This is a genomic window from Marinobacter sp., from assembly GCF_048259445.1.
In the GTDB taxonomy this organism is placed as follows: domain Bacteria; phylum Pseudomonadota; class Gammaproteobacteria; order Pseudomonadales; family Oleiphilaceae; genus Marinobacter.
Map to the genome: position 1 here is coordinate 23,287 of NZ_JBLXHQ010000024.1, position 24,308 is coordinate 47,594.

Here is a 24,308-nt window from a genome sequence, read left to right on the forward strand (position 1 = left end):
TTTTGAAGAAGTTCGTGATGCTACCTTGTGCGCCCGGAATAATCACGGGGCAGTGCAGTGGCACATTATATGAAGCACAGCGCTGATACACCAACAACCTGCGTATTTATTGGTCTGAACGCTTCATCGGTGCCAAGACGTCTCAATTCCAATAGCGGAATTCCCGCATGGAGAGTCGGTAACGTGCACCGTATGCTCATTCTCGTTATCGAATACAAGGCAGTTTTCCCTCCACACAAGCGGAATACTATGAAACCCAATATGAAAGCCTGCGGGCAAGCCATGATTACGGCAACAGTGAACGCGGCACTGGCGGTCGCCCTGATGCTTCTTGTGGAATTCGCAATCAGCGGCAGCTTTCAGGTCCCTGCGCCCTATCTCTGGGCAGGTCTTCTGATCGGGCTGGTTATATTTGGCGCGCAATTCTGGCGTCAGCGGCATCTATGCCGCGCCTGTGACACCCGGAAAACAGCCAGCGCAACACATCAAAGACTGCACACCGACGCCTGAACATCACGGATAACCGCTCAGCAATATATTCCATACAGCCGGCTCCCGCTTTCTTTCTGATTTTGAAGAAAACACCGGACAGGCTTAGGATCCCTTCGAAAAAAACAATGGAACAGCTATCAGGAACAGGGGTAGCAAACGTCGCTCGCGGGTTTGATGTAGTAGCCGACGAAGTAAGAACTCTGGCCAAGCGCACACAGCAGTCGACAGAGGATATTCAGGCCATGATCGAAACGCTGCAAACCGGTGTTGCAGACATTGTTTCTGTGATGGAAACCGGAAGCCAGGAAGCGTCCGCGACCGTAAAGCTGTCAACGGAAGCCGAACAGGAGCTGAACGCCATCCTCGACGCCATGACCAGAATTACCGACATGAACACCAGCGTTGCTTCCGCCACGGAGCAGCAAACTCAGGTTGTGGATGAGATTAATCGCAGCATCACCGAAATTAACGACCTGGCAGCTGAAAGCGCGACCAGGTCGGAAGAAATTGACGGTATCAGCCAGTCCCTTGACGGATATGCGCGGGAACTGGAAAAACAGACAGGCAGATTCCGGGTATAACCCCGGAATCTGTTAACACCAGGCGCCCGGATTTACTGGCGAATACCCTCAACAGAGATAATAATCTCGACAGTCTCGGATGCCTTTCCAAGGTTCGTCGGAATGCCGAAGTCTTCAAGACGTAACTCGGTGTCTGCCTCAAAACCCATACGATAGCCGCCCCAGGGGTCCTTGCCGTGGCCCAGCATCTCGACATCCAGGGTTACTTCACGGGTTACGCCACGCAGAGTGAGGTCACCAACTATGTCCGCCTCGCCGTCTTCATCAACGACTACACGCTTGCTCTTGAAGCTGGCTTCCGGATACTCACTCACATACAGGAAATCTTCGCCTCGCAAGTGTTTGTCGCGCTCAGCATGGTTCGAATCCACACTGGAAGTATCAATCGTCACGTTGACTGAACTGTTTTCCGGGTTGGCAGCATCGTAAGTAAACTGCCCATCAAAATCATTGAATCGGCCGTAGAGCCAGCTGTATCCCAGATGAGAGATCTTGAAAGTGATAAACTGGTGCGCGCCTTTGACATCAAAAGCATAGGTGCCAGTGTGTTCGTCAGCCTGAACACTGCCGACCATGGCCAGCGAAACCGAAGCTGCAATCAGTAGTTTTTTCATAATTCTCTCCTTTGACGAAAAATTCGAAACGCTCTGTGCCAGAGCGACGTTACGAAAGTCATTAATCACCCTGCCCCGGAACCAGCATCCGACGCAGTGTTGCATCCCGGTCTATCAGGTGATGTTTCAGTGCCCCGGCGGCGTGAATCAGGGCAAGAACAATTACTGCCCATGTGCTCCAGTAATGCACCAGCCCTGCCGTATCCTCAAGACCCTTTATCTGCCCGGTCACTGAGGGCACTTCAAACCAGCCAAACACACTCACAGAAGAGCCGTCTGCTGTTGAAATCAGAAATCCGCTTACTGTCACTACAAAAATCAGGACATATAAAAGACCATGTGCTGCCCGGGCGCTGATTTTCTCCCAGCGTTTATGCCCTGACAGCGGATCAGGCGATTTAGCGAATAAACGCCAAACCAGCCGGAACACCATCAGGCCAAACAACAAGACACCGACACTTCGGTGAATATCCGGACCGCGACGATACCAGTCGTCGTAATATGATAAGTCAACCATCCAGAACCCCAAAGCGAAGGTCCCGAACACGGTCGCAGCAACAACCCAGTGAATAACGATAGTCAGCCAACCATAACTGACGGATGTATTACTTAATTGCATAGTGACTGACGCCTCTGTTTCCTTGTCTGCAACTCATGACGCCAAGTATAGGAAGCCGCATTCCCAAAGGAAATCGGAATGTTTTGCCGTCTATCATCAGAAATTCTGATCAAGTATCCAGGGCACGACAACTATGTGCCTTTGGTCTCATACGGGTTCTACGGATTGTTAAAAACCATAGGCACGATAAACTTTGTTCATGCTTAATTGCCCCGTCGGGGGCCTCATTGAACGAGAGGACAAGACATGGAACTTGAATTCGACGAATCCGTTGCAATCCCCAGCAATAACTAATTTTTCGTGGCCCCTGTTCGGGGCCGTCCTTTCTTCTGCGACCCACACTTACGACGAAAAGTTGCAAATCACTTTCAGTTTCTTTAGGAAACAGTGGCAATACTCTCCCGTTTTTGGCAATCTTTCTGCCAACTATCAGTTTACTCAGGTTTTTTCCGGTTTTTCCAGTGACTGACCAGTGACCATTCAGGGGTTTGGCATTCATAGCGCCTGATGCATTCGCTCAAAGACCTAAAACTCACTATGCAGCAGTCCCTTCCGGAAAATCTGACAGCCCCCGAACTTGATGTGCTGTCGCCGATGTTACACAGAAACGGCAATATCTGGACGGCAGACTTTCGCGGCCTGATCCTGAGCACGGCTCTCCAACCTATCTACAGCATTTCCCACAAACGGACCGTGGGCTACGAAGCCCTGATTCGGGCTCTGGACCCGGATAACGCCAATGTTCTGCCGATACATCTTTTCGAGGTGCCGACTTCACATGCTGAAGCCCTCCTCCTGGATCGACTGTGCCGATATCTTCACATCCAGAACTACAGCGCCGCGGAGGATCAGCTTAACTGGCTGTTTCTGAATGTTTCCCCCCGGGTTGTGACCAACGGCAGCCAGACAGATTCGTTTTTCGGCGAACTACTTGAAAAAACCAGGCTCCCGCCACATCGGATCGTTATCGAGATCGTCGAGCAACCAACGGATGACGCCGAGCGCCTGCGTGAAACCGTCGCCTACTACAGGCAGCTGGGATGTCTGACAGCCATAGATGACTTTGGCGCCGGACACTCCAACTTTGAGCGAATATGGAACCTGTCTCCGGACATAGTGAAGCTGGACCGAAAACTCTTAACGCGGGCGACAGAAGACCATAAGGCACGACAGATTCTGAACGGTATCGTATCGCTGCTGCATCAATCGGGGTGTCTGGTTTTGCTGGAGGGTGTCGAAACCAGTGATCAGGCCATGATTGCCATCGACGCCGGTGTGGATTTTGTTCAGGGATTCTACTTTTGCCGACCCAGCACGGACCTGACAACGCTCTGCAACGCACCAACAGACTTCGACCGGCTGCTGCGAGAATACAAAGCCTGTCACCAGATAACCCGGGACCCGACCCGCCAGTTGGTGGATTTCTTTCAGCGGGATTTTCATTTGGCAACCGAGCAACTCCAATCCGGCGCCACCATGGCCCGGGCCTGCAGCACCCTGCTGAACCACCCCACGGTTTCACGCTGCTATCTGGCGGACGACAAAGGTGTTCAGATTGAGGACACATTGATATCAGACACCGGGACCCGAAGCCTCGACCCGCGCTTCAAGCCGCTTGAGAGCACCAGCAAGGCCGACTGGTACCGCCAACAGTATTTAAGGCAGGCATTGGCCCACCCCGGCAACCTGCACGTTACAGCACCCTATCTTTGCGTAACCGGCGCCTACATGTGCGTCACCCTGTCACTCTGTTTTACCTACGGAAGCGAGCTGCGAGTTCTGTGCTGCGACATTCTGGCCAATCCGCCTGCAACTTCGGTTAATCCGGACTGATTCCGTAAGCCACGGGCATTGAGAAGTACACCGTGAGCGCAATGCCCCGGCACAATCAAACAGCTATATCTGCCATGTTGCCATAGGCCTCGAGCCACGCCCTGCGGTCAGACGCGCGCTTCTTGCCAAGAAGCATGTCCATCCGGCTATCGGTATCATCATCTTCTTCGATGGTCAGCATTACCAGACGACGGGTATCCGGCGCCATGGTGGTCTCCCGTAGCTGCAACGGGTTCATTTCACCCAACCCCTTGAAGCGGGTCACCGAAATCTTGCCCTTGCGCTTTTCAGCTTCAATGCGGTCGATAATTCCCTGCTTTTCATGTTCGTCCAGGGCATAAAACGTTTCCTTGCCCAGATCCACCCGGTAAAGCGGTGGCATGGCAACAAACACGTGGCCCGCAGCAACAACCGGCCTGAAATGTTTGAGGAACAGAGCGCACAACAGCGTCGCAATGTGCAGACCATCAGAATCCGCGTCGGCGAGGATGCAAATCTTGTTGTAACGCAGGCCGTCAAGCTGATCGGAGTTGGGATCGACACCAATGGCTACGGCGATATCGTGGATTTCCTGGGACGCCAGAATCTCACTGGAATCCACTTCCCAGGTGTTCAGGATCTTTCCGCGCAACGGCATGACCGCCTGGAACTCGCGATCACGCGCCTGTTTGGCGGAGCCGCCAGCAGAGTCACCCTCTACCAGAAACAGCTCCGAGCGGGCGGTGTCGCCACCGGAGCAGTCGGCAAGCTTGCCCGGCAAGGCCGGGCCGGATGTCACCCTTTTTCGTGCCACTTTTTTGCTGGCCTTAAGCCTGCGCTGGGCATTGCTGATGAACAGCTCCGCCAGCACTTCGGCCACATCGGTGTGCTGGTTCAGCCATAAACTGAAGGCATCCTTGACCACACCCGAAATAAACCCTGCGGCTTCCCGCGACGACAAACGCTCTTTTGTCTGCCCTGAAAACTGCGGCTCCTGCATCTTGAATGAAAGCACATAAGCCGCCTTCTCCCAGATGTCTTCTGGCGAGAGCTTCACGCCTCGTGGCAACAAATTGCGGAACTCGCAGAACTCGCGCATAGCCTCCAGAAGACCTGTCCGCAAACCGTTTACGTGGGTGCCACCCTGAACGGTGGGAATCAGGTTGACGTAGCTTTCCATAAGCGCCTCACCGCCTTCCGGAAGCCACTGAATTGCCCAGTCGACCGCTTCTTTGTTGCCGGAAAAACTACCCGTGAACGGCTCCAGAGGAACGACTTCAAGATCTGTCAGTGCGGAGCGCAGATAATCCCGGAGGCCTTCTTCATAAAACCACTCATCTTTTTCACCGGTTTTTTCCTGCACAAAGGTCACCGTCAAACCCGGGCAAAGCACTGCTTTTGCGCGAAGGTTGTGGCGCAGGCGGCTAACGGAAAAATTAGGACTGTCGAAGTATTTCTCATCCGGTGTGAACTTGATGCGAGTACCGGTGTTGCGCTTACCAACAGTATCAACAACTTCCAGCTCAGAGGCCTTGTCTCCATTCGCAAACGTCATACGATGGAGTTCACCATTACGCTTTATGGTTACTTCGAGGTGTGTAGACAGCGCGTTCACGACGGAAACGCCAACGCCGTGCAAGCCACCTGAAAAGTTGTAATTGGCCTGAGAAAACTTTCCGCCGGCATGCAGCCGCGTCAGGATCAGCTCAACGCCGGGTAGACCTTCCTCTTTATGCAGGTCGACCGGCATACCCCGGCCATCATCTTCAACGCTCAGCGATCCATCTGCGTAAAGCACCACATCAATACGGCGGGCATGTCCAGCGAGGGCTTCATCCACACTGTTATCGATCACTTCCTGGGCCAGATGGTTCGGACGGCTGGTATCTGTGTACATACCCGGGCGCTTACGCACCGGATCCAGGCCGCTCAGTACTTCAATCGCATCGGCGTTGTATTGTTGCTCGCTCATAAACTGGAAGTGACTCCGCAGGAAGAAAAATTCGTTCCCATAGCTTAGGGATTCGCCGCCAAAGATCAACGGCTGATTGTTGTTTGTATGATTAGCCTGTGAACGGAGAGATAACTAAAACTTTACAAGCAGATCCGCGTCCCGGACCCCTGAGACCCGTATTTCTGACCAGCCAACAGCCGGAATCGCAACCACTGCACAGGGTGAAGTGATTACCTGTGTAACCATAGTGCCGGGCGCAGGCGCACGAACAACCATGGAGAGTTGCAACATGTTGTCGCCGCGCTCCATCTTAGCCGAGGCCAGGCTGACACTGTAACCACCCGTTGGTTTTTGCCCCAGAGTCACAAAGAGCAAATGCTCCTTCTCCAGATCCACCTGCCGCAACTGTTGAACGGCCATATTCTGGGCAGGTAATTCCAACAGTTGCTGTAACCGTTCCGATGTCTGGACATACGCCAGCCCGGGGCCTGTCAGCCCGCAATGTGCAGATTGAATCACCTGGCGAGCCAAGAGCGCATCGGGCTTGTTTTCTGCTTTATCTGACGCTGCACAGCCAATCAGCAAGCCACTGCCTGCCAACAACAAAACCGGAAGCAAACCTTCCCTTATCTTTCTGATTACTGCGATCAACGTACTGCTCCGATTGTTTTAGGTGCTACCGAACCTGTCGGCCGTTGCGCTTTCAGCTTATAACCTCTGAACCCCGGGCGAGGCAGAACATCAGGTGTTGCTGCTGATATTGTGGGGCGAGAGTAGCTTGTAGTCATACGGATATCCGTCAGGTCCGTGTTCTCATCTATCGTAATCACCTCCCGCAAGCCTGTCACCGGGTACTCCGCACAAGCCTCACCCGCCTGACAAATGATTCCGTCATTGTCCAGATCCGTACCCGCGACAAGATAGTAATCACCTGGAGGTGCACCGGCAAAAATTGAGCTTTGCTCATCAGCCAGAGGAAAGCTGAACTGGTAGGTTCCATTCACTGCGACCATAGAGTCCTGAGCCACAGCCTCCAGTTGCCCCTGTGCATTCGGTTCGGTATCGACCAGAAGCACAAAATGCCGGCCGGCATCCCGCGCATTTTCATCTGTCACAAGCTCGGCAACCACAGGAATCTCAAGCACTCTCGCGCTGTCAGTGGTGTAGTTCACCTGAAGCGTGGTGCGCACAGGACCGCCCGATGGCAACTGATCGTTCAGCGTAACAGTCAGTGAAAACGGCTGCGAGGTTAATAGAGTCACATTGAGCCAATCCGGGCTCACGACCTCTGGATTGATAATTGGGCTGTTGCCCTGGTCACCCAGAACCTGAAATTCAACATTCTGGGATGGATTTGTCTCGGAAGACAGGCTGACGGTGGTCGGCGATGCCGACAAAATCGTTACGGAAGGATTATCGACGGCAGTCAGTACCGCCTTGGCTGCATCAATTACCCCATAACCCAGAGTATCTGAACGACCACTGGAAGAATGGGTGGTAAGTCGCCCGTCAGCGAGCCAGGTAACTAACGTGTCGGTGTCCAGGTCTGGCCGAACGCTTTTCATTAACGCGAACACACCCGCCACGTGAGGAGCTGCCATCGAAGTACCCTGCAACCCTGCATAATCCGGCTCAAACCCGCTGACGCTTGGACTTCCACTGGCGCTGATCACAAGATCCGCCAGACCATCGAGGTTTGCATCCCTGCGGATGTCGCCACCCGGAGCCGCAAGGTCAATCCAGGGGCCAAAGTTGGAATAGCTTGCAAGACTGCCACCGCCATCCACCGCGCTGACAGAAAACACGCCCCGGGCGGCGGCCGGATATGCAGGCAGGGAGCTGGACTGGTTGCCTGCCGCACCCACAACAAGCACACCATTGTTGACTGCCTCGGTAATAGCGCTCTGTAAAGCCGGAATTTCGGGCAAGCCACCCAGGCTAAGATTGATCACATCGGCCTTGACCGGAACGGCACCACCTACCCATCGGATAGCATCGATCAGGTCAGCGGATGATCCGATACCACCCTCCCCAAGCACCCGGACGGGCAGCAGCTTACTGCCAAAAGCAACGCCCGTTCCGCCTAGCTGATTTGTGGCACTGGCAGCAACGGTGCCGGCGACATGGGTCCCGTGAAACACATTGTTGCCCGTCGCATTTCCTGGGTCCCGTGGATCGCTGTCCCGGCCCGGGGGGACGTCATTGTCAAACTCTGCGGAGACGAAATCGGCGCCGGGAGGGATGGGGCTGACAACATTTGCCGCCAGATCCGGATGCCAGCCCAAGCTGTCCCTGAACAGCCCGGTATCCAGCACAGCTACTATGACGCCGACTCCCCCGTCTGAAACCAGCTGCCAGGCAGCCGGCATATTGATCAGATCGTAATGCCACTGCTTTGGATACAAGGGTTCATCGAGCGGCCCCTGCGCTGACATAATATAATCAGGCACCGCATTTGCGATGCCGGATTGCTGCCTCAGCGTGCCAATCCAGTCCAGAGTGTCCTGCCCATTGGTGGACAGTTTTGACATTCGTGTGGCCGGCATAGCCATTAACCAATGCTTCTCGTCCAGCGCCCGGATAACCTGCCCACCTGGCTGGCTGGTCGCAGTTATCCGCTGGCCCGCCGAATCCTTCATGGCCACTATGGCACGACCCGGAACAAAAGCATGCTCTGGCCAGTCCAGGTTCAAGGCTAACGACTGCGCGCCCGTGGTTTTTGCAAGTACATAACGTGCTGGCCGTGGATCTGACGGAGCGGCTGCAACCACAACCAGATAGTCACCCGGAGCCTCCGTCGGAGGCAGACTCACGCGGGCCGAAAATACCTGGCTAGCCGGATCGGTGATCTGTGATTCTACATCTGTTTCATCCAGGCGCCGCAGCTTCAGCGTTATCGGCGGCCCGTCTGCATCATCGAGAAAAGTGCTGAGAGATACAGTTTCGCCAGGCACAAGCGGAACCCGAAAGACATCTTCCGGATCTTCGGGAAAATCATCAAAAGGATCGCTGGTGCCACGGGTGTCTTCTTCATAGCAAACATAGCCGGCCAGAACAAAGGAGGCCGGTAACAGTTGCGGCTCCGTCAGCGGACTCCTGCTCAAAACAAGGCGGTCGGCCGTATCACCATCAACCCGGGTATTGGCCTCAATGCCAATAGAGCCGGCGATAACCTCTGGGGGCAGAATACCAACCCCACCATCCCCGTCGTCGCCCGAGGATGATCCACCGCAGCCGCCAACCAGAAGAGGGAGCATCATCGCGCCAGTTATCAAACCGCGTCTGTACACCATGAAACCTGCTCCAAACCGTCATTCGTTGAATTACAGCCATTCATTATAGTGCGGATTCGGAGCAGGTTTTCCCATAACCTCTCAAGACTGGTTCAAGCCAAGCATTGCGACCACCTGATCAGTCAGCCCTTCCCGGGTAAGGCCACCGCGCTCTGGCCGATACCAGGTTACGGTCCAGCTCAAGGCACCCGTCAGCATACGGCGCACCACAAACGGATCGGCAACCAGAGCGCCCTCCTCTTTCAGAGCGCTGAGCACATCCAGCCACAAGGCTTCATAAATATCACGAAGCTTCAACACCTCCGCCCGGGAAGCTTCAGAAAGGCTACGCCACTCGAATACCAGAACCGCCATAGCCTCCCCGGTCTGGCCATTAATTGATTCCAGCTCAGCACTGACCAGCGCCCTCAGTTTCTCGCGATTGGAGTCAGCTGCCTCCATGGCGGCCTGCATGACAGCCGTGTTGAGCCTGATGGTTTCAACCATGACCGCTTTGAGGATCTCTTCTTTGGTACGAAAGTGATGAAAGAGGCTGCCGGACTGAATACCCACAGCCGCCGCCAGATCCCGGACAGTTGTGCGCTCATAACCTTTATCGCGGAACAACCGCGCCGCTTCGCGAAGCAAACGCCCGCGGGCACTTTCCGGATCAGAAACCAGATTGTCGGCAATGAGTGACTGAAGAATTTTGTCTTGATTCACGGGTAGATCCAGCGGCTTTAAAAGAGTCGACATTCTACCTGATATTTACCTGTTTACAAACCAAGCGCTTGCTTGGTATGGTTTGATTCATGGCTCAATCATTGGCCTGCACCCAACTGTGGAGCAAGCGCCAATACAACAGGATGCTCAAACATGGCTGATTCCCCGAAAACTGTCCGCATAGGTTGTTCCTCTGCATTCTGGGGCGACACTGAAACGGCCGCCGCGCAGCTGGTTCACAAAGGCGAAATCGACTATCTGGTTGCCGACTATCTGGCGGAAGTCACTATGTCGATCATGGCCGGACAGAAGATGAAAGATCCTGGCCAGGGCTACGCTAGGGATTTCGTCGAAACCGTTATGGGGCCGCTGCTCGCCGACATCAAAGCAAAAGGGATTCGCGTGTTGACCAATGCTGGCGGCGTGAACCCTGTGGCCTGCCGTGATGCACTGCAGGCGCTCTGCGAAAAAGCTGGCGTAGACATGAAAATTGCGCTGGTAATCGGGGATGACCTGTTGCCTAAAAAACAGAAACTGAGCAAGGCTGGCATCACCGAAATGGCCACTGGCGAGCCTATGCCGGCCATGATGGTAAGCCTGAACGCCTATCTCGGCGCACCTGGCCTGGCGGCTGCTCTGGATCAAGGCGCCGACATTGTTCTTACCGGCCGAGTGGTAGACAGCGCATTGATTCTCGCCCCTCTGGTTCACGAATTCGGCTGGGACTGGTCAGATTATGACAAGCTGTCTCAAGGAAGCCTTGCTGGCCACCTTCTGGAGTGTGGCGCACAGGCTACGGGCGGTAACTTCACAGATTGGAAAGACATTGCCGAAGGCTTCGCTGACATGGGCTTCCCCATTGCCGAGGTGAGCGCAAATGGTGACTTTGTTATTACCAAGCCGGAAGGAACCGGTGGGAAGGTGAGCCGTGGCACCGTTGCCGAACAGCTGGTTTACGAAATTGGCGATCCTCGCGCATACTTCCTGCCCGATGTAACCTGCGACTTTTCGGACGTAACGCTGGAAGAAAGCGGGCCCGACCGTGTAACGGTTCGAGGCGCACGAGGCCTTCCGGCAACCGAAAATTACAAAGTGTCCGGCACCTGGCCAGACGGTTTCAAGTGCACCGCAACCTTCCTGCTTGCGGGCATAGATGCCTCGAAAAAGGCTCAGGCTGTTGCCGACGCCATTCTCACCAAAACATCCCGATTGTTCCGGGAACGTGGCCTGCCCGACTACACAGAAACCAGCGTTGAGCTGCTGGGCACCGAGACCACCTATGGCAAGCACGGTCGCGGCCAGGGCAGCCGGGAAATTGTTGTCAAAATCAGCGCAGCACACACCAAAAAAGCGGCTTTAGTACTCTTCTCCCGGGAGATCGCGCAAGCCGCTACCGGCATGGCACCCGGGCTTACAGGCATTGTGGGGGGCCGACCAACCGTATGGCCCAAGATTCGACTCTATTCCTGCCTGGTGCCCAAGAGCGAGGTTGCCGTGACTGTTGATTTGAACGGCGAAGCAACTCTTGTCGCAGTAGATTCTGCAGGAGGTTTCCATCCTGGCCAGGTCAAGGATCAACCCGCGATCACATGCGCATCGGCTACGGATACCACCGTGCCCCTGATTGATCTGGCCTGGGCTCGCAGTGGTGACAAGGGTGACCACAGCAACATTGGTGTTATCGCACGCCAGCCGGAGTTCGTTCCGTTTATTGCGGCCGCGCTGACCGAAGAGGCGGTTGCCGACTGGATGGCCCATACGTTGAACCCGGAAACCGGCAAGGTCACACGCTGGACGCTGCCGGGGTTTAACGCTTTCAACTTCCTGCTGGAACACAGCCTGGGCGGAGGTGGCGTTGCCAGCCTGCGTATTGATCCGCAAGGCAAGGCGTTTGCCCAGCAGTTACTGGAATTCCCGGTGCCGGTGCCTTCGGGGCTGGTTCGTTCTTGATCCTATGGAGCATGCACTCTGGCTGGCATTCCCTCCCGGGACACGCCGTGAATATCTCCCTGTAGGCTTGATCGCAGCATCCATGCTGCTCACAGTCCCGGGAGGGAATGCCAGCCGGAGCGTCCGAACATTAGAAAAGGTGTTTGAGTTATGAGTTATCAATCTGTTTTTCACCCTGATCTTTTCAAGGGCAAGACATTTATTGTGACCGGCGGCGGCTCCGGTATCGGCCGCTGTACCGCACACGAACTGGCCTCCCTCGGCGCCAGAGTTGCGCTGGTGGGCCGTAAATCCGAAAAAGTTGAAGCCGTAAAAGCAGAAATTCTCGAGGACGGGGGCATCGTCTCGGCTCATGTGTGCGACATCAGGGAAGAAGAGTCTGTAAAAGCCACCGTAAAGGCGATCATTGAAGAGCATGGCGGCCTGAATGGCCTGGTCAATAACGCCGGTGGCCAGTTCCCCTCCCCTCTGGCAGGCATCAATCAGAAAGGTTGGGAAACCGTCGTGCGCACCAACCTGACCGGCGGTTTTCTGATGGCGAGAGAAGCCTATACCCAGTCTCTTTCAAAAACCGGCGGGGCCATCGTAAACATTGTGGCGGACATGTGGGGCGGTATGCCGGGCATGGGGCACTCGGGTGCCGCAAGAGCGGGCATGGTGAACTTCACCCAGACCGCCGCTGTGGAATGGGGCACATCGGGCGTTCGCGTCAATGCAGTCGCGCCTGGCTGGATTGCCTCCAGCGGCATGGACAACTACCCGGAACACATGAAGCAATGGATTCGCAGCCTGGGCGATAACGTACCCATCAAGCGCATGGGTACGGAATCAGAAGTGAGTTCGGCTATCTGCTTCTTGCTGAGCCCGGGCGCCTCCTTTGTAAATGGCGACTGCCTCCGTATTGATGGCGCTGCCTCACAGGGTGGCCGGGTGTGGCCGTTTCCCAAGGCCAAGAATAACCAGCCCTACAATGGCTTTCACCGGGCAGTCACACCCAAAGTGCTCAGCGAGGATTGAGGAATCGTTATGCAAACACTGGATACCAGCGTTAATCCGCAATCCGACGAGTTCCGTGGCAACACCGAGGCCATGAACGCTCACATCCAGACCTTTCGGGATGTGGAGCAAAAGGTTCTCGACCTGGCAGAAGCCGCTCGGGAAAAGTTCACCAAGCGCAAAAAACTTCTTCCCCGGGATCGCATCAACCGCCTGCTGGATCGTGGCACACCTTTTCTGGAGCTCTGCTCACTGGCCGGCTACAAAATGCACGATGACAAAGACGGCAGCATGGCGGGCGGCAACATCATCGCTGGCATCGGCACCGTCAGCGGTATTCGTTGCCTGGTTGTGGCCAGCAACAGCGCCATTAAAGGCGGCACCATAACGCCGGCGGGTCTGGATAAAACCTTGCGTCTGCAGCAGATCGCCAAAGAAAATAAATTGCCGGTTGTCTCCCTGTCGGAGAGCGGCGGCGCCAACCTTAACTACGCCACTGATATTTTTGTGCAGGGCGCGAGAGGCTTCGCCAATCAGGCGCGCATGTCCGCTGCCGGGCTACCACAAGTTACCGTAGTACACGGCAACGCCACCGCCGGCGGCGCCTACCAGCCGGGCTTGTCTGACTACGTGATCGCTATCCGTGGCCAGGCCAAAATGTTCCTGGCTGGTCCTCCATTGCTGAAGGCGGCAACCGGTGAGATAGCCGATGACGAAGAACTCGGCGGCGCAGAAATGCACGCCCAGGTTGCCGGCACCGCCGAATACCTGGCCGAAGACGACGCCGACGGCATCCGCCAGGCCCGGAACATCATGGAGGCCCTGCCCTGGAACGAGCAACTTCCAGTGCAGCGCGAGCTGAAGTGGGACGAGCCCCTTTATCCGGCGGAAGAGCTCTTGGGCGTCATCCCATCCGATTCCAAAAAACCCTACGACGTGCGCGAAATTCTTGCCCGCATTGCCGACGGCTCGAAGTTCATGGACTTCAAGAACGAGTTCGACGACCAGACCGTCTGCGGCACCATCCGCATTGAAGGTCACTCAGTCGGCATCATAGGCAACAACGGTCCGATCACCCCGGCGGGGAGCGCAAAAGCCGCCCAGTTTATCCAGCTCTGCGACCAGGCTGGCACACCACTGCTGTTCCTGCACAACACCACGGGGTTCATGGTGGGCACGCATTCCGAGCAGAACGGCATCATCAAACACGGATCGAAAATGATTCAGGCTGTTGCCAACTGTCGGGTTCCAAAAGTCGCAATCGTGATCGGCGGTTCCTATGGTGCAGGTAACTACGCCATGTGTGGTCGCGGTCTCGACCCCAGATTCATCTTCGCCTGGCCCAACAGCCGAACAGCCGTTATGGGCCCGGCCCAGGCAGGCAAGGTGATGCGCATAGTGGCGGAGGACAAACAGCGCCGCAGCGGCATAGAGCCTGACCCGAAAACTCTGGAGTTTCTGGAGCAGGCCACAGCCAAGAAACTCGAAGACGGTTCCACGGCGCTGTTCGGTACAGCCCGGCTATGGGACGACGGGCTCATCGATCCACGGGATACCCGGAGAGTTGTGGCGCTAGTACTCGACGTGTGCCGCGAAGCCGAGATCCGCCAGTTGCGGCCTAATACATTTGGCGTGGCCCGCCTTTGATTGAGGCTTTAGTGAGGCCCGCCTCGTGGATTGCTTGTTTGGGTGGGGGCACCGTCTGGGAGGGCGTGTCCAAAAACCGCTACAAGCACGTCCGTGTGCGCTTGACTCCGGCCATCCATGGCCTCCGACATTTTTGGACACGCCCTCCCAGACGGTTCAGCGAAACCACGAGTTAACGCCTTTACAGAACATGATTTTCAACGACAGAAATTAAAGATAACGATGCAGTAAGCGGCCTGATATATCAGAGATCACAAACTGCTATCAGGTAGCAAAAAGTTCCAGACATAAGCGAGTGTGGGGCTGGGCGTTCAGAAAATGTAGAGGGCCATGGATGGCCGGAGTCAAGCGCACACGGACGTGCTCGTAGCGGTTTTCTGAACGCCCAGCCCCACACTCGCGACCCTAAGCTAACGAACATGCACCAAAACAAAGAAAGCACGAACTAGACAAACAGCAGGAGAACAAAAAGTGAAATTCACAGCCGAACACGAAGCCCTGAGAAAAACCGTCCGCGATTTCGTGCAGAAAGAAATTAATCCCCATTGCGATGAATGGGAAGAAGCCGGCCAGTTCCCCATTCACGAACTGTTCAAGAAATTGGGTAACCTTGGAATTTTGGGCATCCAGAAGCCCGAAGAGTACGGCGGGATGGGGCTGGATTACAGCTACAACCTCGTAGCGGCTGAAGAACTGGGCATGGCCCAGTGTGGCGGTGTACCTCTGGCCATTGGTGTGCAAACCGACATGTGCACACCCGCCATCTCCCGTTTTGGCTCTGACGAACTGAAACGCACCTTCCTGGCCCCGGCTATTGCTGGTGACATGGTCGGCTGCATTGGCGTGAGTGAGGTCGGTGCAGGTTCCGATGTGGCAGGGCTGAAAACCAGCGCCAAAAAAGATGGCGATGACTACATCATCAACGGCTCCAAAATGTGGATCACCAACAGCCCACAGGCCGACTTTATCTGCCTGCTGGCCAACACCAGTGACGACAAACCGCACAAAAACAAATCATTGATCGTGGTTCCCATGAATTCCCCGGGCATCACCATGAGCCCACACCTGAACAAGTTGGGCATGCGCTCCTCCGAAACCGCCCAGATCTTCTTTGACGACGTTCGCGTACCCCAGCGCTACCGCATCGGCGCCGAGGGCACCGGCTTTATGATGCAGATGCTGCAGTTTCAGGAAGAGCGGTTGTGGGGTGCCGCCAACGTCATCAAGGCGCTGGAAAACTGTATCGACCAGACCATTGAGTATTGCCGCGAGCGCAAGACCTTCGGCACACCACTGATCGACAACCAGGTGATCCACTTCCGCCTGGCCGAACTGCAAACCGAAGTAGAAGCCCTGCGCGCTTTGACCTATCAGGCCTGCGAACTGCACATTGAAGGCAAGGACGTCACCAAACTCGCTTCCATGGCCAAGCTGAAAGCCGGTCGCCTGGGCCGCGAGGTTACAGACAGCTGCCTGCAATACTGGGGCGGCAACGGGTTTATGTGGGACAACCCCGCATCCCGCGCATTCCGTGATGTCCGGTTGGTCTCCATTGGCGGCGGTGCCGATGAAATCATGCTAGGGATCATTTGCAAGCTTATGGGAACTTTGCCGGGCAAGCGCAAAGACTGAGATCAGTGTAAGACCGATAGCACGGTTGAACTCTGCAGGACACGCCCGCGAGTACGTCCATGTAGGGCTCGATCGGGCCATCCTTGGCCCTCAACGGTCCTGAAGAGTTCAACCGGGCTATAGGCCCCAAATAATGTTCGTGGAGTCTACCGATGGAAACCTTGCCTCACTGCGAAACACTGCTTCTGGAAAAACAGGGGCCAGCCCTGCACGTCACAATCAACCGGCCAGACTCCCGTAATGCCATGAGCCTGCAAATGGTGGCGGAGCTGTCCACAATCTTTACCGAAGTGGAATCGGATTCCAGCATACGCGCAGTGGTTATCCGGGGTTCAGGCGGTCACTTCTGTGCCGGCGGTGATATCAAAGATATGGCCGGGGCCCGCAACCAGAAAACGGTTGAAGGCGAAAAAGACCCGTTTTACCGCCTCAACCGCGCCTTCGGACAGATGATCCAGCAGGTAAACGAATCCTCGAAAGTTGTCATCGCCATAACCGAAGGTGCCGTAATGGGTGGTGGCTTTGGCCTGGCCTGCGTATCCGACGTTGCCATTGCCGGCCCAACAGCCAGGTTCGGCATGCCGGAAACCTCCCTCGGAATCATCCCGGCCCAGATCGCACCGTTTGTAGTTGAACGCATCGGCCTGACCCAGGCGCGCCGGCTTGCGCTTCTCGGATTAAGAATCGGTGCGGAAGAAGCCTGTGCACTCGGCATCGTTCACCAGGCTGCCGCATCAGATACAGAGCTGGAAGACATGCTGGCACATGCTCTGGAACGCGTTCGCCACTGCGCGCCAAACGCCACAGCACAAACCAAAGCCCTGCTCCACCGGGTTGGCCATGAATCCATGAGCGGATTACTCGACAGCGCAGCCGAAATGTTCACAGCCGCCGTTCGAGGCAGCGAAGGAGCTGAAGGCACCATGGCTTTTATGCAAAAACGTGCACCAGCTTGGGCAGACACGAACAAATGATGACGGAGCGCTTGGGTGTGGGGGTGTTTTCAGAAAATGTAGAGGGCCATGGATGGCCCGAAACAAGCGCACATGGATGTGCTCGTAGCGGTTTTCTGAAAACACCCCCACAGCCAAGCGCGGACTGGCACGAAATAAAGAGACCAGCAACATGCTAAAAAAATTACTAATAGCAAACCGAGGCGAAATTGCAGTCCGCGTCATTCGCACCGCCAAAGCCCTCGGATACCGCACCGTCGCCGTCTACTCCGAGGCAGACGCCAACGCCATGCATACCGAACTGGCCGATGAAGCCGTTTGCATAGGCCCAGCGCAAGTGGCGGCGTCGTATCTGAACGCAGATGCCATACTCGATGCTGCCCGCAAAACCGGAGCAGATTGCATCCACCCCGGTTACGGTTTCCTCTCCGAAAACGCCAGCTTCTCCAATGCCTGCAAAGAAGCCGGCATCGTATTCGTCGGCCCACCAGCCAGCGCCATCGAACTCATGGGTAGCAAGCGGCGCTCGAAAATCGCCATGCAAAAAGCCGGAGTACCCGTTGTGCCCGGATACGAAGGCGATAACGCCAGCAACGAAGAACTCATTGCCGCCGCGGCTGACATCGGCTATCCATTGATGATCAAGGCCTCCGCCGGTGGCGGTGGCCGCGGCATGCGCCTGGTACATGATGAATCCGGGCTGGCCGACAACATCAAGCGCGCCCGCTCGGAATCCAAACAGGCCTTCGGTGACGACGAGCTGATTCTCGAAAGGGCTGTGATTGAACCGCGTCACGTGGAAATTCAGGTTTTCGCCGATCAGCACGGCAATGCCGTTTACCTTGGTGAGCGAGACTGTTCCGTACAACGGCGCCACCAGAAAGTGGTTGAAGAAGCACCCTCACCTTTCGTGACGCCAGAACTTCGGGCCGCCATGGGCGAAGCTGCCGTAAAAGCTGCACTGGCCTGCAACTACGAAGGCGCTGGCACCGTCGAATTCCTCGTCGACAAGGATCGCAACTTCTACTTTCTGGAAATGAACACGCGCCTGCAGGTAGAACACCCGGTTACCGAACTGATCACCGGGCAGGATCTGGTGGCCTGGCAGCTCACCGTTGCCGAAGGTCTGCCACTGGCTCTGGCTCAGAATGAAATTGAATTGAACGGCCACGCAATCGAAGTCCGATTATACGCTGAAGACCCATCAGACGGTTTCACGCCCCAAACCGGGCCCCTGTATGTCTTCCAGCCAGCCGAAGGCGAAGGCCTGCGCTATGACACCGGCGTGCGCTCCGGCGACGAAGTAACACCACACTACGATCCCATGCTCGCGAAGGTCATCGCCTGGGGCGAAAATCGGGATGAAGCCCGCCGTCGCCTGATCCGTGCGCTGGAAGACACCACGGTTTTTGGCGTCACAACAAACCGGTATTTCCTGAGCCGCATTATCGCTGACAGCACCTTTGGTGCCGGCGAGGCCACCACGGCATTCCTGCAGCAGGCCTTCAGCGAAGACCCATCACTGCAGCGAGCCAAACTGCAAATCCGCCAGCTCGCTCTTGCAGCCTGCGTACTGGCCCATGGCAGTGCTGGCCAGGAAGCCTGGAGCAACGCACCGGCTACCAACACACCGATAAAACTCGACACCGGCGACGCCGTTGTTGAATTGCTAGTGCAAAGCAGTGGCAACAAACTTTCCTGTCGCCTGGGTAACGAGCAACATGAGCTGACGATTACCAGCGTGCAGGACGGTGTTTTATGCATTATCGACAACGGCATTCGTCAACGTTGCCAATATCACCGCAACGGAGATTCCCTATATTTGCAGGCTTTCGGGGAGTCATGGTCGGTCACTGACCTTACTCACCAGCCGGCTGCAGGAGCCAATGGCGCCGGCAGCGGGCGCATTCAGGCCTCAATGGACGGTGCCATTATTGACGTTCTGGTAGAGCCCGGACAGACAGTTAGCCAAGGGGACACACTCGTCATATTAGAAGCCATGAAAATGGAGCACCCGGTAAAAGCCGACTGTGATGGCGCTGTTGCGCAGGTTCTGACCAGCAAGGGCGATCAGGTGAAGCGCAGCCAGTTGCTTGTAGAGATCACTACCGGCGAAGCATCTGAACAGGAGAGCAATAAATGAATACCTTGAACAAGAAAACCGTATTTATTACCGGCGCCAGCCGAGGTATCGGCCGTCAGATTGCTCTCGCCTGTGCCCGTCAAGGCGCGTATGTTGTTATCGCCGCAAAGTCGGACACTCCGCACCCAAAGCTTCCCGGCACCATTCACACGGTCGCTGAGGAAGTTCGTGCCGCAGGAGGTCAGGCGCTGCCTTTGGTACTCGATGTGCGCGACGAAGAACAGATCAAACAACGCATTGATGAAGCAGCCGCGCACTTTGGCGGCATTGACGCCCTGATCAACAACGCCGGCGCCATTCGCCTGGCCGGTGTAGAGAAATTGAAGGTCAGCCGCTTCGACCTCCTGCATCAGGTAAACGCCCGAGCAGTGATGGCCTGCAGTCAGGCGGCCTTACCCTGGCTCAAACAATCCGAGCGGGGCCACATCCTGAGCATGTCGCCGCCACTGAATATGGACCCGAAATGGTTTGCGCACTTCGGGCCTTACACCTCCACGAAATACGCCATGACCATGATCAGCATCGGCATGGCTCAGGAGTTCAAACGTTACGGCATCGCGGTGAATACCTTGTGGCCTAAAACCGTCATTGCGACTGCAGCGATTCAGCATGAAGCCGGAGGCGAACAGCTAATGGCACAGGGTCGGAAACCCGACATCATGGCCGACGCGACCGTAAGCATCCTGAACCGGTCCGTCGACGAGATGACTGGCCAGAACCTGATTGATGAAGACGTACTCCGCGCGGACGGCCTGACCGACTTCGAAAGTTACCGATACAAAGCCGGTGACAAACCCCTGTTGCCAGACCTTTACCTGGACTAGCCTCACGGTGAGATCATTCCGGGGCCCTGATTCAACTATTATAAAAATACTTACGGAAAGACCATGAGCCAAGATAACGTTACTGCGATGGATATCGTGCGCAGCCTGCCGGGAATACTCAAACGCTTCCCGGCGATTGCCAAAGGCTATTATTACTACTCGGTCAAGGATGCGCGTAAAACCATCACCCTCGGAACACTCATCGAGAACAACGCAGAAAAGCATGGCGAAAGGCCGGCGATTCTATTTGAAGATCGCAGTATCACCTGGGGCGATTTCAACGCCTGGTCGAACCGCATCGCCGGTTATTTTCAAGCTCAGGGACTGAAAAAAGGCGATTCCATCGCCGTCTTCCTGGAAAACCGCCCGGAAGTTTTGGCAGTGGTTGCGGGCGCCGCCAAGGTCGGCGTTGCCTGCGCCATGCTGAATACATCGCAGAAAGGCAAAGTGCTGGAACACAGCGCCAGCCTGGTCAAGCCGAAAATGGTCGTGGTTGGTGAAGAGCTGGTAACGACATTTGACGATATAAAAGCAAGCCTTGAGCTCAACCACCCCACGCCTTTTTTGTTTCTCGCCGATACCAACACCCTGAACGCCTTCGGCGACGCACCCTCCGGCTATGCCAATATGGCGCAGGAGGTCAGCACCTTTAACAGTGACAACCCCGTTCTGAGCGACCCGCCCAGAACAGGAGATACTGCGATTTACCTGTTCACCTCCGGCACAACCGGTTTGCCGAAGGCTGCCCCCGGATCTCACAACAAGTTCCTGAAAGCCTACGGCGGCTTTGGCCTGATGTCGCTTTCGATGAAACCGGAAGACGTCTTTTACTGCACCCTGCCGCTTTACCACGGCACAGGCCTTGTCGTTTGCTGGGGCTCGGTTCTGGCCGGCGGTTCCGCCTTTGCTCTGCGGCGCAAATTCTCCGCCAGCGCTTTCTGGGACGATGTACGCCGCTACGATGCCACGGTTTTCGGCTATATCGGCGAGCTTTGCCGTTACTTGCTCAACCAGCCGCCAAGCGATCAGGACCGCAACCACCGCGCGACCAGAATGCTTGGCAACGGCTTACGCCCCTCCATCTGGAAAGAGTTCAAGGATCGTTTCGGTATTGAAACTATCGCGGAGCTTTATGCATCCAGCGAAGGCAACATCGGCTTCAGCAACTTTTTCAATCAGAACAATACCGTCGGCCTGTCTACGGCACCTTACAAACTGGTGAAATTCCACGACGGCACTCGTGATCCGGTTCGGAACGAAAAGGGCGTGATGCAGGAAGTGGCCAAGGGCACACCGGGGCTGCTGATCGGCGAAATTACGAAAAAGTGGTCGTTCGAGGGCTATACCCAAAAAGAAGCCACGGAAAAATCCATCCTGCGCGACGCCTTCAAGAAGGGAGACGCCTGGTTCAACACAGGCGATGTCTTGAGAGAAATCGGCTGTCGCCATTTGCAGTTCGTGGATCGAATGGGGGACACCTACCGCTGGAAAGGCGAGAACGTTTCAACCAACGAGATCGAAAACATCATCGATGGTTCCGGAATGATCGAAGAAGCCATCGTCTACGGCGTCGAGATTCCAAAAACCAACGGAAAAGCCGGCATGGTGACGCTGGTGCCGAACAAACGTAACTTCGACATCAACAAGCTGCTGACCTACTTGCGGGATAACCTGCCAGCTTATGCAGTGCCGGTGTTTGTGCGTGTTACCCACTCCATCGAGAAAACGGGAACCTTCAAGTATCGCAAAGTGGATATCCAGAAAGCTGGTTACGCTCTGGAGCGACCAAATGAGGAGGTTTATGCGTGGCTGCCAAAAACAGAGGGCTACTCACTGCTAACTCCGGAGCTGGTTTCGGATATTGATGCTGGGCAGTTTAACTTCTGACTCTGGTGAGGCCCGCTGTTTTCGGCTCTAGCCTGCATACATCTGGAGACTGCGTTGATGGGAGCCCCCTCCCAAAAACCGCTACGAGCACATCCATGTGCGCTTGACTGCGGCCATCCATGGCCGCAGACATTTTTGGGAGGGGGCTCCCATCAACGCGACCAAACTCATCCACTCGCCTGCAACAAAAAACCAAGATACCAGAACTGCGTAAACGCTCGGCATAAGCAATGCATTGAAGCTCACAACCCGGAATAATTTAAGTCCGGACATATCTGAGAAGCTAAAAAGCCGTGGCTGACAGGCCTCCCCAAAAATGTTGGAGGCCAGGGACGGCCGGAAACAAGCGCACATGGATGTGCTCGTAGCGGTTTTTGGGGAGGCCTGTCAGCCACGGCTTTGCAACCCAACCATCAGGCTACAGTCAGCAGGCAACTCACGAACCAACCTTGAGCACCACCTTCCCTGTAGCACGCCGCTCAGTCAGAGCTCCCAGAGCCTTCGCGTAATCCTCAAATTCGAAAACCTCGCTAACCTGCGGATCAATCTTGCCCTCAGCATAGAGCTTCATCAGCTCCATCATATTTTGAGCACTCGCCTCCGGCTCACGCTGGGTGAAGCTGCCCCAGAATACACCCACAACAGAACAGCCTTTCAACAGCGTCAGGTTCGCCGGGATTTTGGGGATATCGCCCGCAGCGAAGCCAACAATCAGATGGCGGCCGTTCCAGGCCATGGCTCGCAGTGCCTGCTCGGTGAAATCGCCACCTACCGGGTCGTAAACCACATCCACGCCTTTGCTGCTGGTCAGGCGCTTTACAGCGTCTTTCAGGGGCTCTTCGGTGTAGTTGATCAGTTCATCCGCACCAGCGGCTTTTGCAACCTCCAGCTTCTCCGCTGAACTGGCTGCGGCGATAACGCGGGCCCCCATAGCCTTACCCAGCTCAACTGTTGCCAGGCCAACGCCACCACTTGCACCCAACACCAGAAGGCTTTCGCCTGGCTGGATGTTTGCACGCTGCTTGAGGGCATAGTACGAAGTGCCGTAAACCATCGTAAACGCGGCTGCTTTTTCGTCGCTCATGCCTTCCGGAATCGGCAGCAGGTTGTGCTCGGGCACAATTACTTCTTCAGCAAACGCTCCGTAGCCGGTCAGGCCCGCAACCCGGTCGCTAATTTTGAAGCGGGTTACCTTGTCGCCCACCGCGATGACTTCACCGGACATTTCGCCGCCCGGGGAGAATGGCATCGTCGGTTTGAGCTGATATTTGCCTTCTATAATCAACGTATCAGGAAAGTTCAGGCCCGCCGCTTTTACACGAACTTTAACGCCGCGGCCTTTTGCTTCAGGGCTCGGCACATCTTCAATGACGAGCTTTTCAGCAGGACCGTATTCTTTACAGAGTATGGCTTTCACGGAGACTCCTGTAACGATGTTGTTGTTTGCTTTTGACAGAACAAGGAATTTGCACGTTCTTGATTGCCATCAAGCTAAACAGAGTCGCCCCATGAAGCAAATAAATCTCTCTTATTCAAATCAATAAACAGTGCTTATTAGCCTACGATACTAATCAGAGCATTGTGCCGGCAAAAACCAACGCGCCCAAGAGGCAGGCTGCGGCAACGAACAATCCCATGCGTATGGCCGGGGTATAAACCTGCGCCTTTTTCGGAGCTTCCACCGACTCATCGTCGTAACCAACCAATTTCTGGCTTTGACTGGAACTGCGGATCAGCCCAATCATTTCTTCGCATTGCACGGCGGTGAATGACGCCGGATCAAAGCTATCGAGGTTATGGGATGCCAGAAAGCGGCGAACGTCGGATGAGAGCGGCACGTACTTCATGGACCAATTGCTGAAAGTCCTCTTTTCAAGTGGCTCTTCAATCAGCTTGGTCAGGTTACGATGCCTTTCATCACCCTTGATGCGTTCATAGGTTTTAAGGACGCTCTCTTCGTCTCCCTCCAGATACTGAAAAAACCGGTTGTCCCCATAATAGAGGCCACCCATAAGATCGCTCCTGCCATTGTTCCTGCGTGAAGTCATGAGAATTCTGGCAACGTGCGGCTCAACACCCTGATCGACCGGTTTCGGTTCGAAGGTGGCTTCACTGGCATAGGCCAAACGCATAAGGGGCATGTCAGAAACTCCGGATGTAAGTTTAGTAACGAGTTGATATGCAATTACGCTTAGGCCAGTCGTTATGG

At 55.4% G+C, this 24,308-nt stretch carries 19 protein-coding genes; 11 read left to right on the forward strand and 8 right to left on the reverse strand.

The window, feature by feature from the left end:
- Positions 1-69: 69 nt before the first annotated feature.
- A complete protein-coding gene (locus ACN0RL_RS15620) occupies positions 70-510 on the forward strand; it encodes a hypothetical protein (RefSeq protein WP_417518433.1) in 441 nt (146 codons plus the stop codon).
- Between the two features lie 107 nt (positions 511-617).
- A complete protein-coding gene (locus tag ACN0RL_RS15625; protein WP_417518435.1) occupies positions 618-1,073 on the forward strand; it encodes a methyl-accepting chemotaxis protein in 456 nt (151 codons plus the stop codon).
- A 32-nt stretch (positions 1,074-1,105) separates the two neighbouring features.
- Here ACN0RL_RS15625 and ACN0RL_RS15630 read toward each other — a convergent pair whose 3' ends face one another.
- Both ACN0RL_RS15630 and ACN0RL_RS15635 read right to left on the reverse strand, forming a co-directional pair.
- Complete coding sequence (locus ACN0RL_RS15630; RefSeq protein ID WP_417518437.1) at positions 1,106-1,687, reverse strand: YceI family protein; 582 nt, start codon at positions 1,685-1,687, stop codon at positions 1,106-1,108.
- Positions 1,688-1,748: 61 nt separating this feature from the next.
- The gene (locus ACN0RL_RS15635) at positions 1,749-2,306 is read right to left on the reverse strand and encodes a cytochrome b (RefSeq protein ID WP_417518439.1); all 558 of its coding nucleotides are present in this window, start codon (positions 2,304-2,306) and stop codon (positions 1,749-1,751) included.
- A gap of 537 nt (positions 2,307-2,843) precedes the next feature.
- Between ACN0RL_RS15635 and ACN0RL_RS15640 the strand changes: the two genes are divergently transcribed.
- A complete protein-coding gene (locus tag ACN0RL_RS15640) occupies positions 2,844-4,139 on the forward strand; it encodes an EAL domain-containing protein (RefSeq protein WP_417518441.1) in 1,296 nt (431 codons plus the stop codon).
- Between the two features lie 55 nt (positions 4,140-4,194).
- Here the strand turns inward: ACN0RL_RS15640 and parE are convergent, their stop codons facing one another.
- From parE to ACN0RL_RS15660, 4 genes are all read right to left on the reverse strand, one after another.
- Entirely contained in the window at positions 4,195-6,090 is a 1,896-nt protein-coding gene (gene parE, locus ACN0RL_RS15645) for a DNA topoisomerase IV subunit B (RefSeq protein ID WP_417518443.1), read from the reverse strand.
- 114 nt (positions 6,091-6,204) lie between these two features.
- Entirely contained in the window at positions 6,205-6,723 is a 519-nt protein-coding gene (locus tag ACN0RL_RS15650; protein WP_417518445.1) for a protease complex subunit PrcB family protein, read from the reverse strand.
- Positions 6,720-9,365 carry a S8 family serine peptidase gene (locus ACN0RL_RS15655; protein ID WP_417518447.1) on the reverse strand — a complete coding sequence of 882 codons (2,646 nt, stop codon included), beginning with the start codon at positions 9,363-9,365 and terminating at the stop codon, positions 6,720-6,722. Before ACN0RL_RS15655 ends, ACN0RL_RS15650 begins: the two co-directional genes overlap by 4 nt.
- Before the next feature lie 81 nt (positions 9,366-9,446).
- Complete coding sequence (locus ACN0RL_RS15660) at positions 9,447-10,067, reverse strand: TetR/AcrR family transcriptional regulator (RefSeq protein ID WP_417518449.1); 621 nt, start codon at positions 10,065-10,067, stop codon at positions 9,447-9,449.
- Positions 10,068-10,220: 153 nt separating this feature from the next.
- Between ACN0RL_RS15660 and ACN0RL_RS15665 the strand changes: the two genes are divergently transcribed.
- The 8 genes from ACN0RL_RS15665 to ACN0RL_RS15700 all read left to right on the forward strand — a co-directional run bounded on the left by ACN0RL_RS15665 (position 10,221) and on the right by ACN0RL_RS15700 (position 22,099).
- The gene (locus tag ACN0RL_RS15665; RefSeq protein WP_417518451.1) at positions 10,221-12,017 is read left to right on the forward strand and encodes an acyclic terpene utilization AtuA family protein; all 1,797 of its coding nucleotides are present in this window, start codon (positions 10,221-10,223) and stop codon (positions 12,015-12,017) included.
- A 150-nt stretch (positions 12,018-12,167) separates the two neighbouring features.
- A complete protein-coding gene (locus ACN0RL_RS15670; protein ID WP_417518453.1) occupies positions 12,168-13,034 on the forward strand; it encodes an SDR family oxidoreductase in 867 nt (288 codons plus the stop codon).
- A gap of 9 nt (positions 13,035-13,043) precedes the next feature.
- Positions 13,044-14,660, forward strand: coding sequence for an acyl-CoA carboxylase subunit beta (locus tag ACN0RL_RS15675; RefSeq protein WP_417518455.1), 1,617 nt, complete (start codon positions 13,044-13,046; stop codon positions 14,658-14,660).
- A 471-nt stretch (positions 14,661-15,131) separates the two neighbouring features.
- Positions 15,132-16,292 carry a citronellyl-CoA dehydrogenase gene (gene atuD, locus ACN0RL_RS15680; RefSeq protein ID WP_417518457.1) on the forward strand — a complete coding sequence of 387 codons (1,161 nt, stop codon included), beginning with the start codon at positions 15,132-15,134 and terminating at the stop codon, positions 16,290-16,292.
- Between the two features lie 152 nt (positions 16,293-16,444).
- Complete coding sequence (locus ACN0RL_RS15685) at positions 16,445-17,266, forward strand: enoyl-CoA hydratase/isomerase family protein (RefSeq protein WP_417518459.1); 822 nt, start codon at positions 16,445-16,447, stop codon at positions 17,264-17,266.
- Between the two features lie 151 nt (positions 17,267-17,417).
- Positions 17,418-19,388: an acetyl/propionyl/methylcrotonyl-CoA carboxylase subunit alpha gene (locus ACN0RL_RS15690; RefSeq protein WP_417518461.1), complete on the forward strand. Its 1,971-nt coding sequence runs from the start codon at positions 17,418-17,420 to the stop codon at positions 19,386-19,388.
- On the forward strand, positions 19,385-20,212 hold the full coding sequence (locus ACN0RL_RS15695; protein ID WP_417518463.1) for an SDR family oxidoreductase: 828 nt from the start codon (positions 19,385-19,387) through the stop codon (positions 20,210-20,212). Before ACN0RL_RS15690 ends, ACN0RL_RS15695 begins: the two co-directional genes overlap by 4 nt.
- Before the next feature lie 63 nt (positions 20,213-20,275).
- The gene (locus tag ACN0RL_RS15700) at positions 20,276-22,099 is read left to right on the forward strand and encodes a long-chain-acyl-CoA synthetase (RefSeq protein ID WP_417518465.1); all 1,824 of its coding nucleotides are present in this window, start codon (positions 20,276-20,278) and stop codon (positions 22,097-22,099) included.
- A gap of 436 nt (positions 22,100-22,535) precedes the next feature.
- Here ACN0RL_RS15700 and ACN0RL_RS15705 read toward each other — a convergent pair whose 3' ends face one another.
- Both ACN0RL_RS15705 and ACN0RL_RS15710 read right to left on the reverse strand, forming a co-directional pair.
- Positions 22,536-23,516 (reverse strand): NADPH:quinone oxidoreductase family protein, encoded by a 981-nt coding sequence (locus tag ACN0RL_RS15705; RefSeq protein WP_417518467.1) that lies wholly within the window; start codon positions 23,514-23,516, stop codon positions 22,536-22,538.
- Between the two features lie 154 nt (positions 23,517-23,670).
- Positions 23,671-24,240 carry a BLUF domain-containing protein gene (locus ACN0RL_RS15710; RefSeq protein ID WP_417518469.1) on the reverse strand — a complete coding sequence of 190 codons (570 nt, stop codon included), beginning with the start codon at positions 24,238-24,240 and terminating at the stop codon, positions 23,671-23,673.
- Between the last annotated feature and the right edge of the window lie 68 nt (positions 24,241-24,308).

What these genes read in the sequence shown, in the direction of transcription:
- ACN0RL_RS15685 (WP_417518459.1), top strand. Translation starts at nt 16,445, where the DNA reads ATGGAAACCTTGCCTCACTGCGAAACACTGCTTCTGGAAAAACAGGGG.
- ACN0RL_RS15690 (WP_417518461.1), top strand. Translation starts at nt 17,418, where the DNA reads ATGCTAAAAAAATTACTAATAGCAAACCGAGGCGAAATTGCAGTCCGC.
- ACN0RL_RS15620 (WP_417518433.1), top strand. Translation starts at nt 70, where the DNA reads ATGAAGCACAGCGCTGATACACCAACAACCTGCGTATTTATTGGTCTG.
- ACN0RL_RS15700 (WP_417518465.1), top strand. Translation starts at nt 20,276, where the DNA reads ATGAGCCAAGATAACGTTACTGCGATGGATATCGTGCGCAGCCTGCCG.
- ACN0RL_RS15665 (WP_417518451.1), top strand. Translation starts at nt 10,221, where the DNA reads ATGGCTGATTCCCCGAAAACTGTCCGCATAGGTTGTTCCTCTGCATTC.
- ACN0RL_RS15630 (WP_417518437.1), bottom strand. Translation starts at nt 1,687, where the DNA reads ATGAAAAAACTACTGATTGCAGCTTCGGTTTCGCTGGCCATGGTCGGC.
- ACN0RL_RS15635 (WP_417518439.1), bottom strand. Translation starts at nt 2,306, where the DNA reads ATGCAATTAAGTAATACATCCGTCAGTTATGGTTGGCTGACTATCGTT.
- ACN0RL_RS15710 (WP_417518469.1), bottom strand. Translation starts at nt 24,240, where the DNA reads ATGCCCCTTATGCGTTTGGCCTATGCCAGTGAAGCCACCTTCGAACCG.
- ACN0RL_RS15625 (WP_417518435.1), top strand. Translation starts at nt 618, where the DNA reads ATGGAACAGCTATCAGGAACAGGGGTAGCAAACGTCGCTCGCGGGTTT.
- ACN0RL_RS15640 (WP_417518441.1), top strand. Translation starts at nt 2,844, where the DNA reads ATGCAGCAGTCCCTTCCGGAAAATCTGACAGCCCCCGAACTTGATGTG.
- ACN0RL_RS15655 (WP_417518447.1), bottom strand. Translation starts at nt 9,365, where the DNA reads ATGGTGTACAGACGCGGTTTGATAACTGGCGCGATGATGCTCCCTCTT.
- ACN0RL_RS15675 (WP_417518455.1), top strand. Translation starts at nt 13,044, where the DNA reads ATGCAAACACTGGATACCAGCGTTAATCCGCAATCCGACGAGTTCCGT.
- ACN0RL_RS15670 (WP_417518453.1), top strand. Translation starts at nt 12,168, where the DNA reads ATGAGTTATCAATCTGTTTTTCACCCTGATCTTTTCAAGGGCAAGACA.
- ACN0RL_RS15695 (WP_417518463.1), top strand. Translation starts at nt 19,385, where the DNA reads ATGAATACCTTGAACAAGAAAACCGTATTTATTACCGGCGCCAGCCGA.
- parE (WP_417518443.1), bottom strand. Translation starts at nt 6,090, where the DNA reads ATGAGCGAGCAACAATACAACGCCGATGCGATTGAAGTACTGAGCGGC.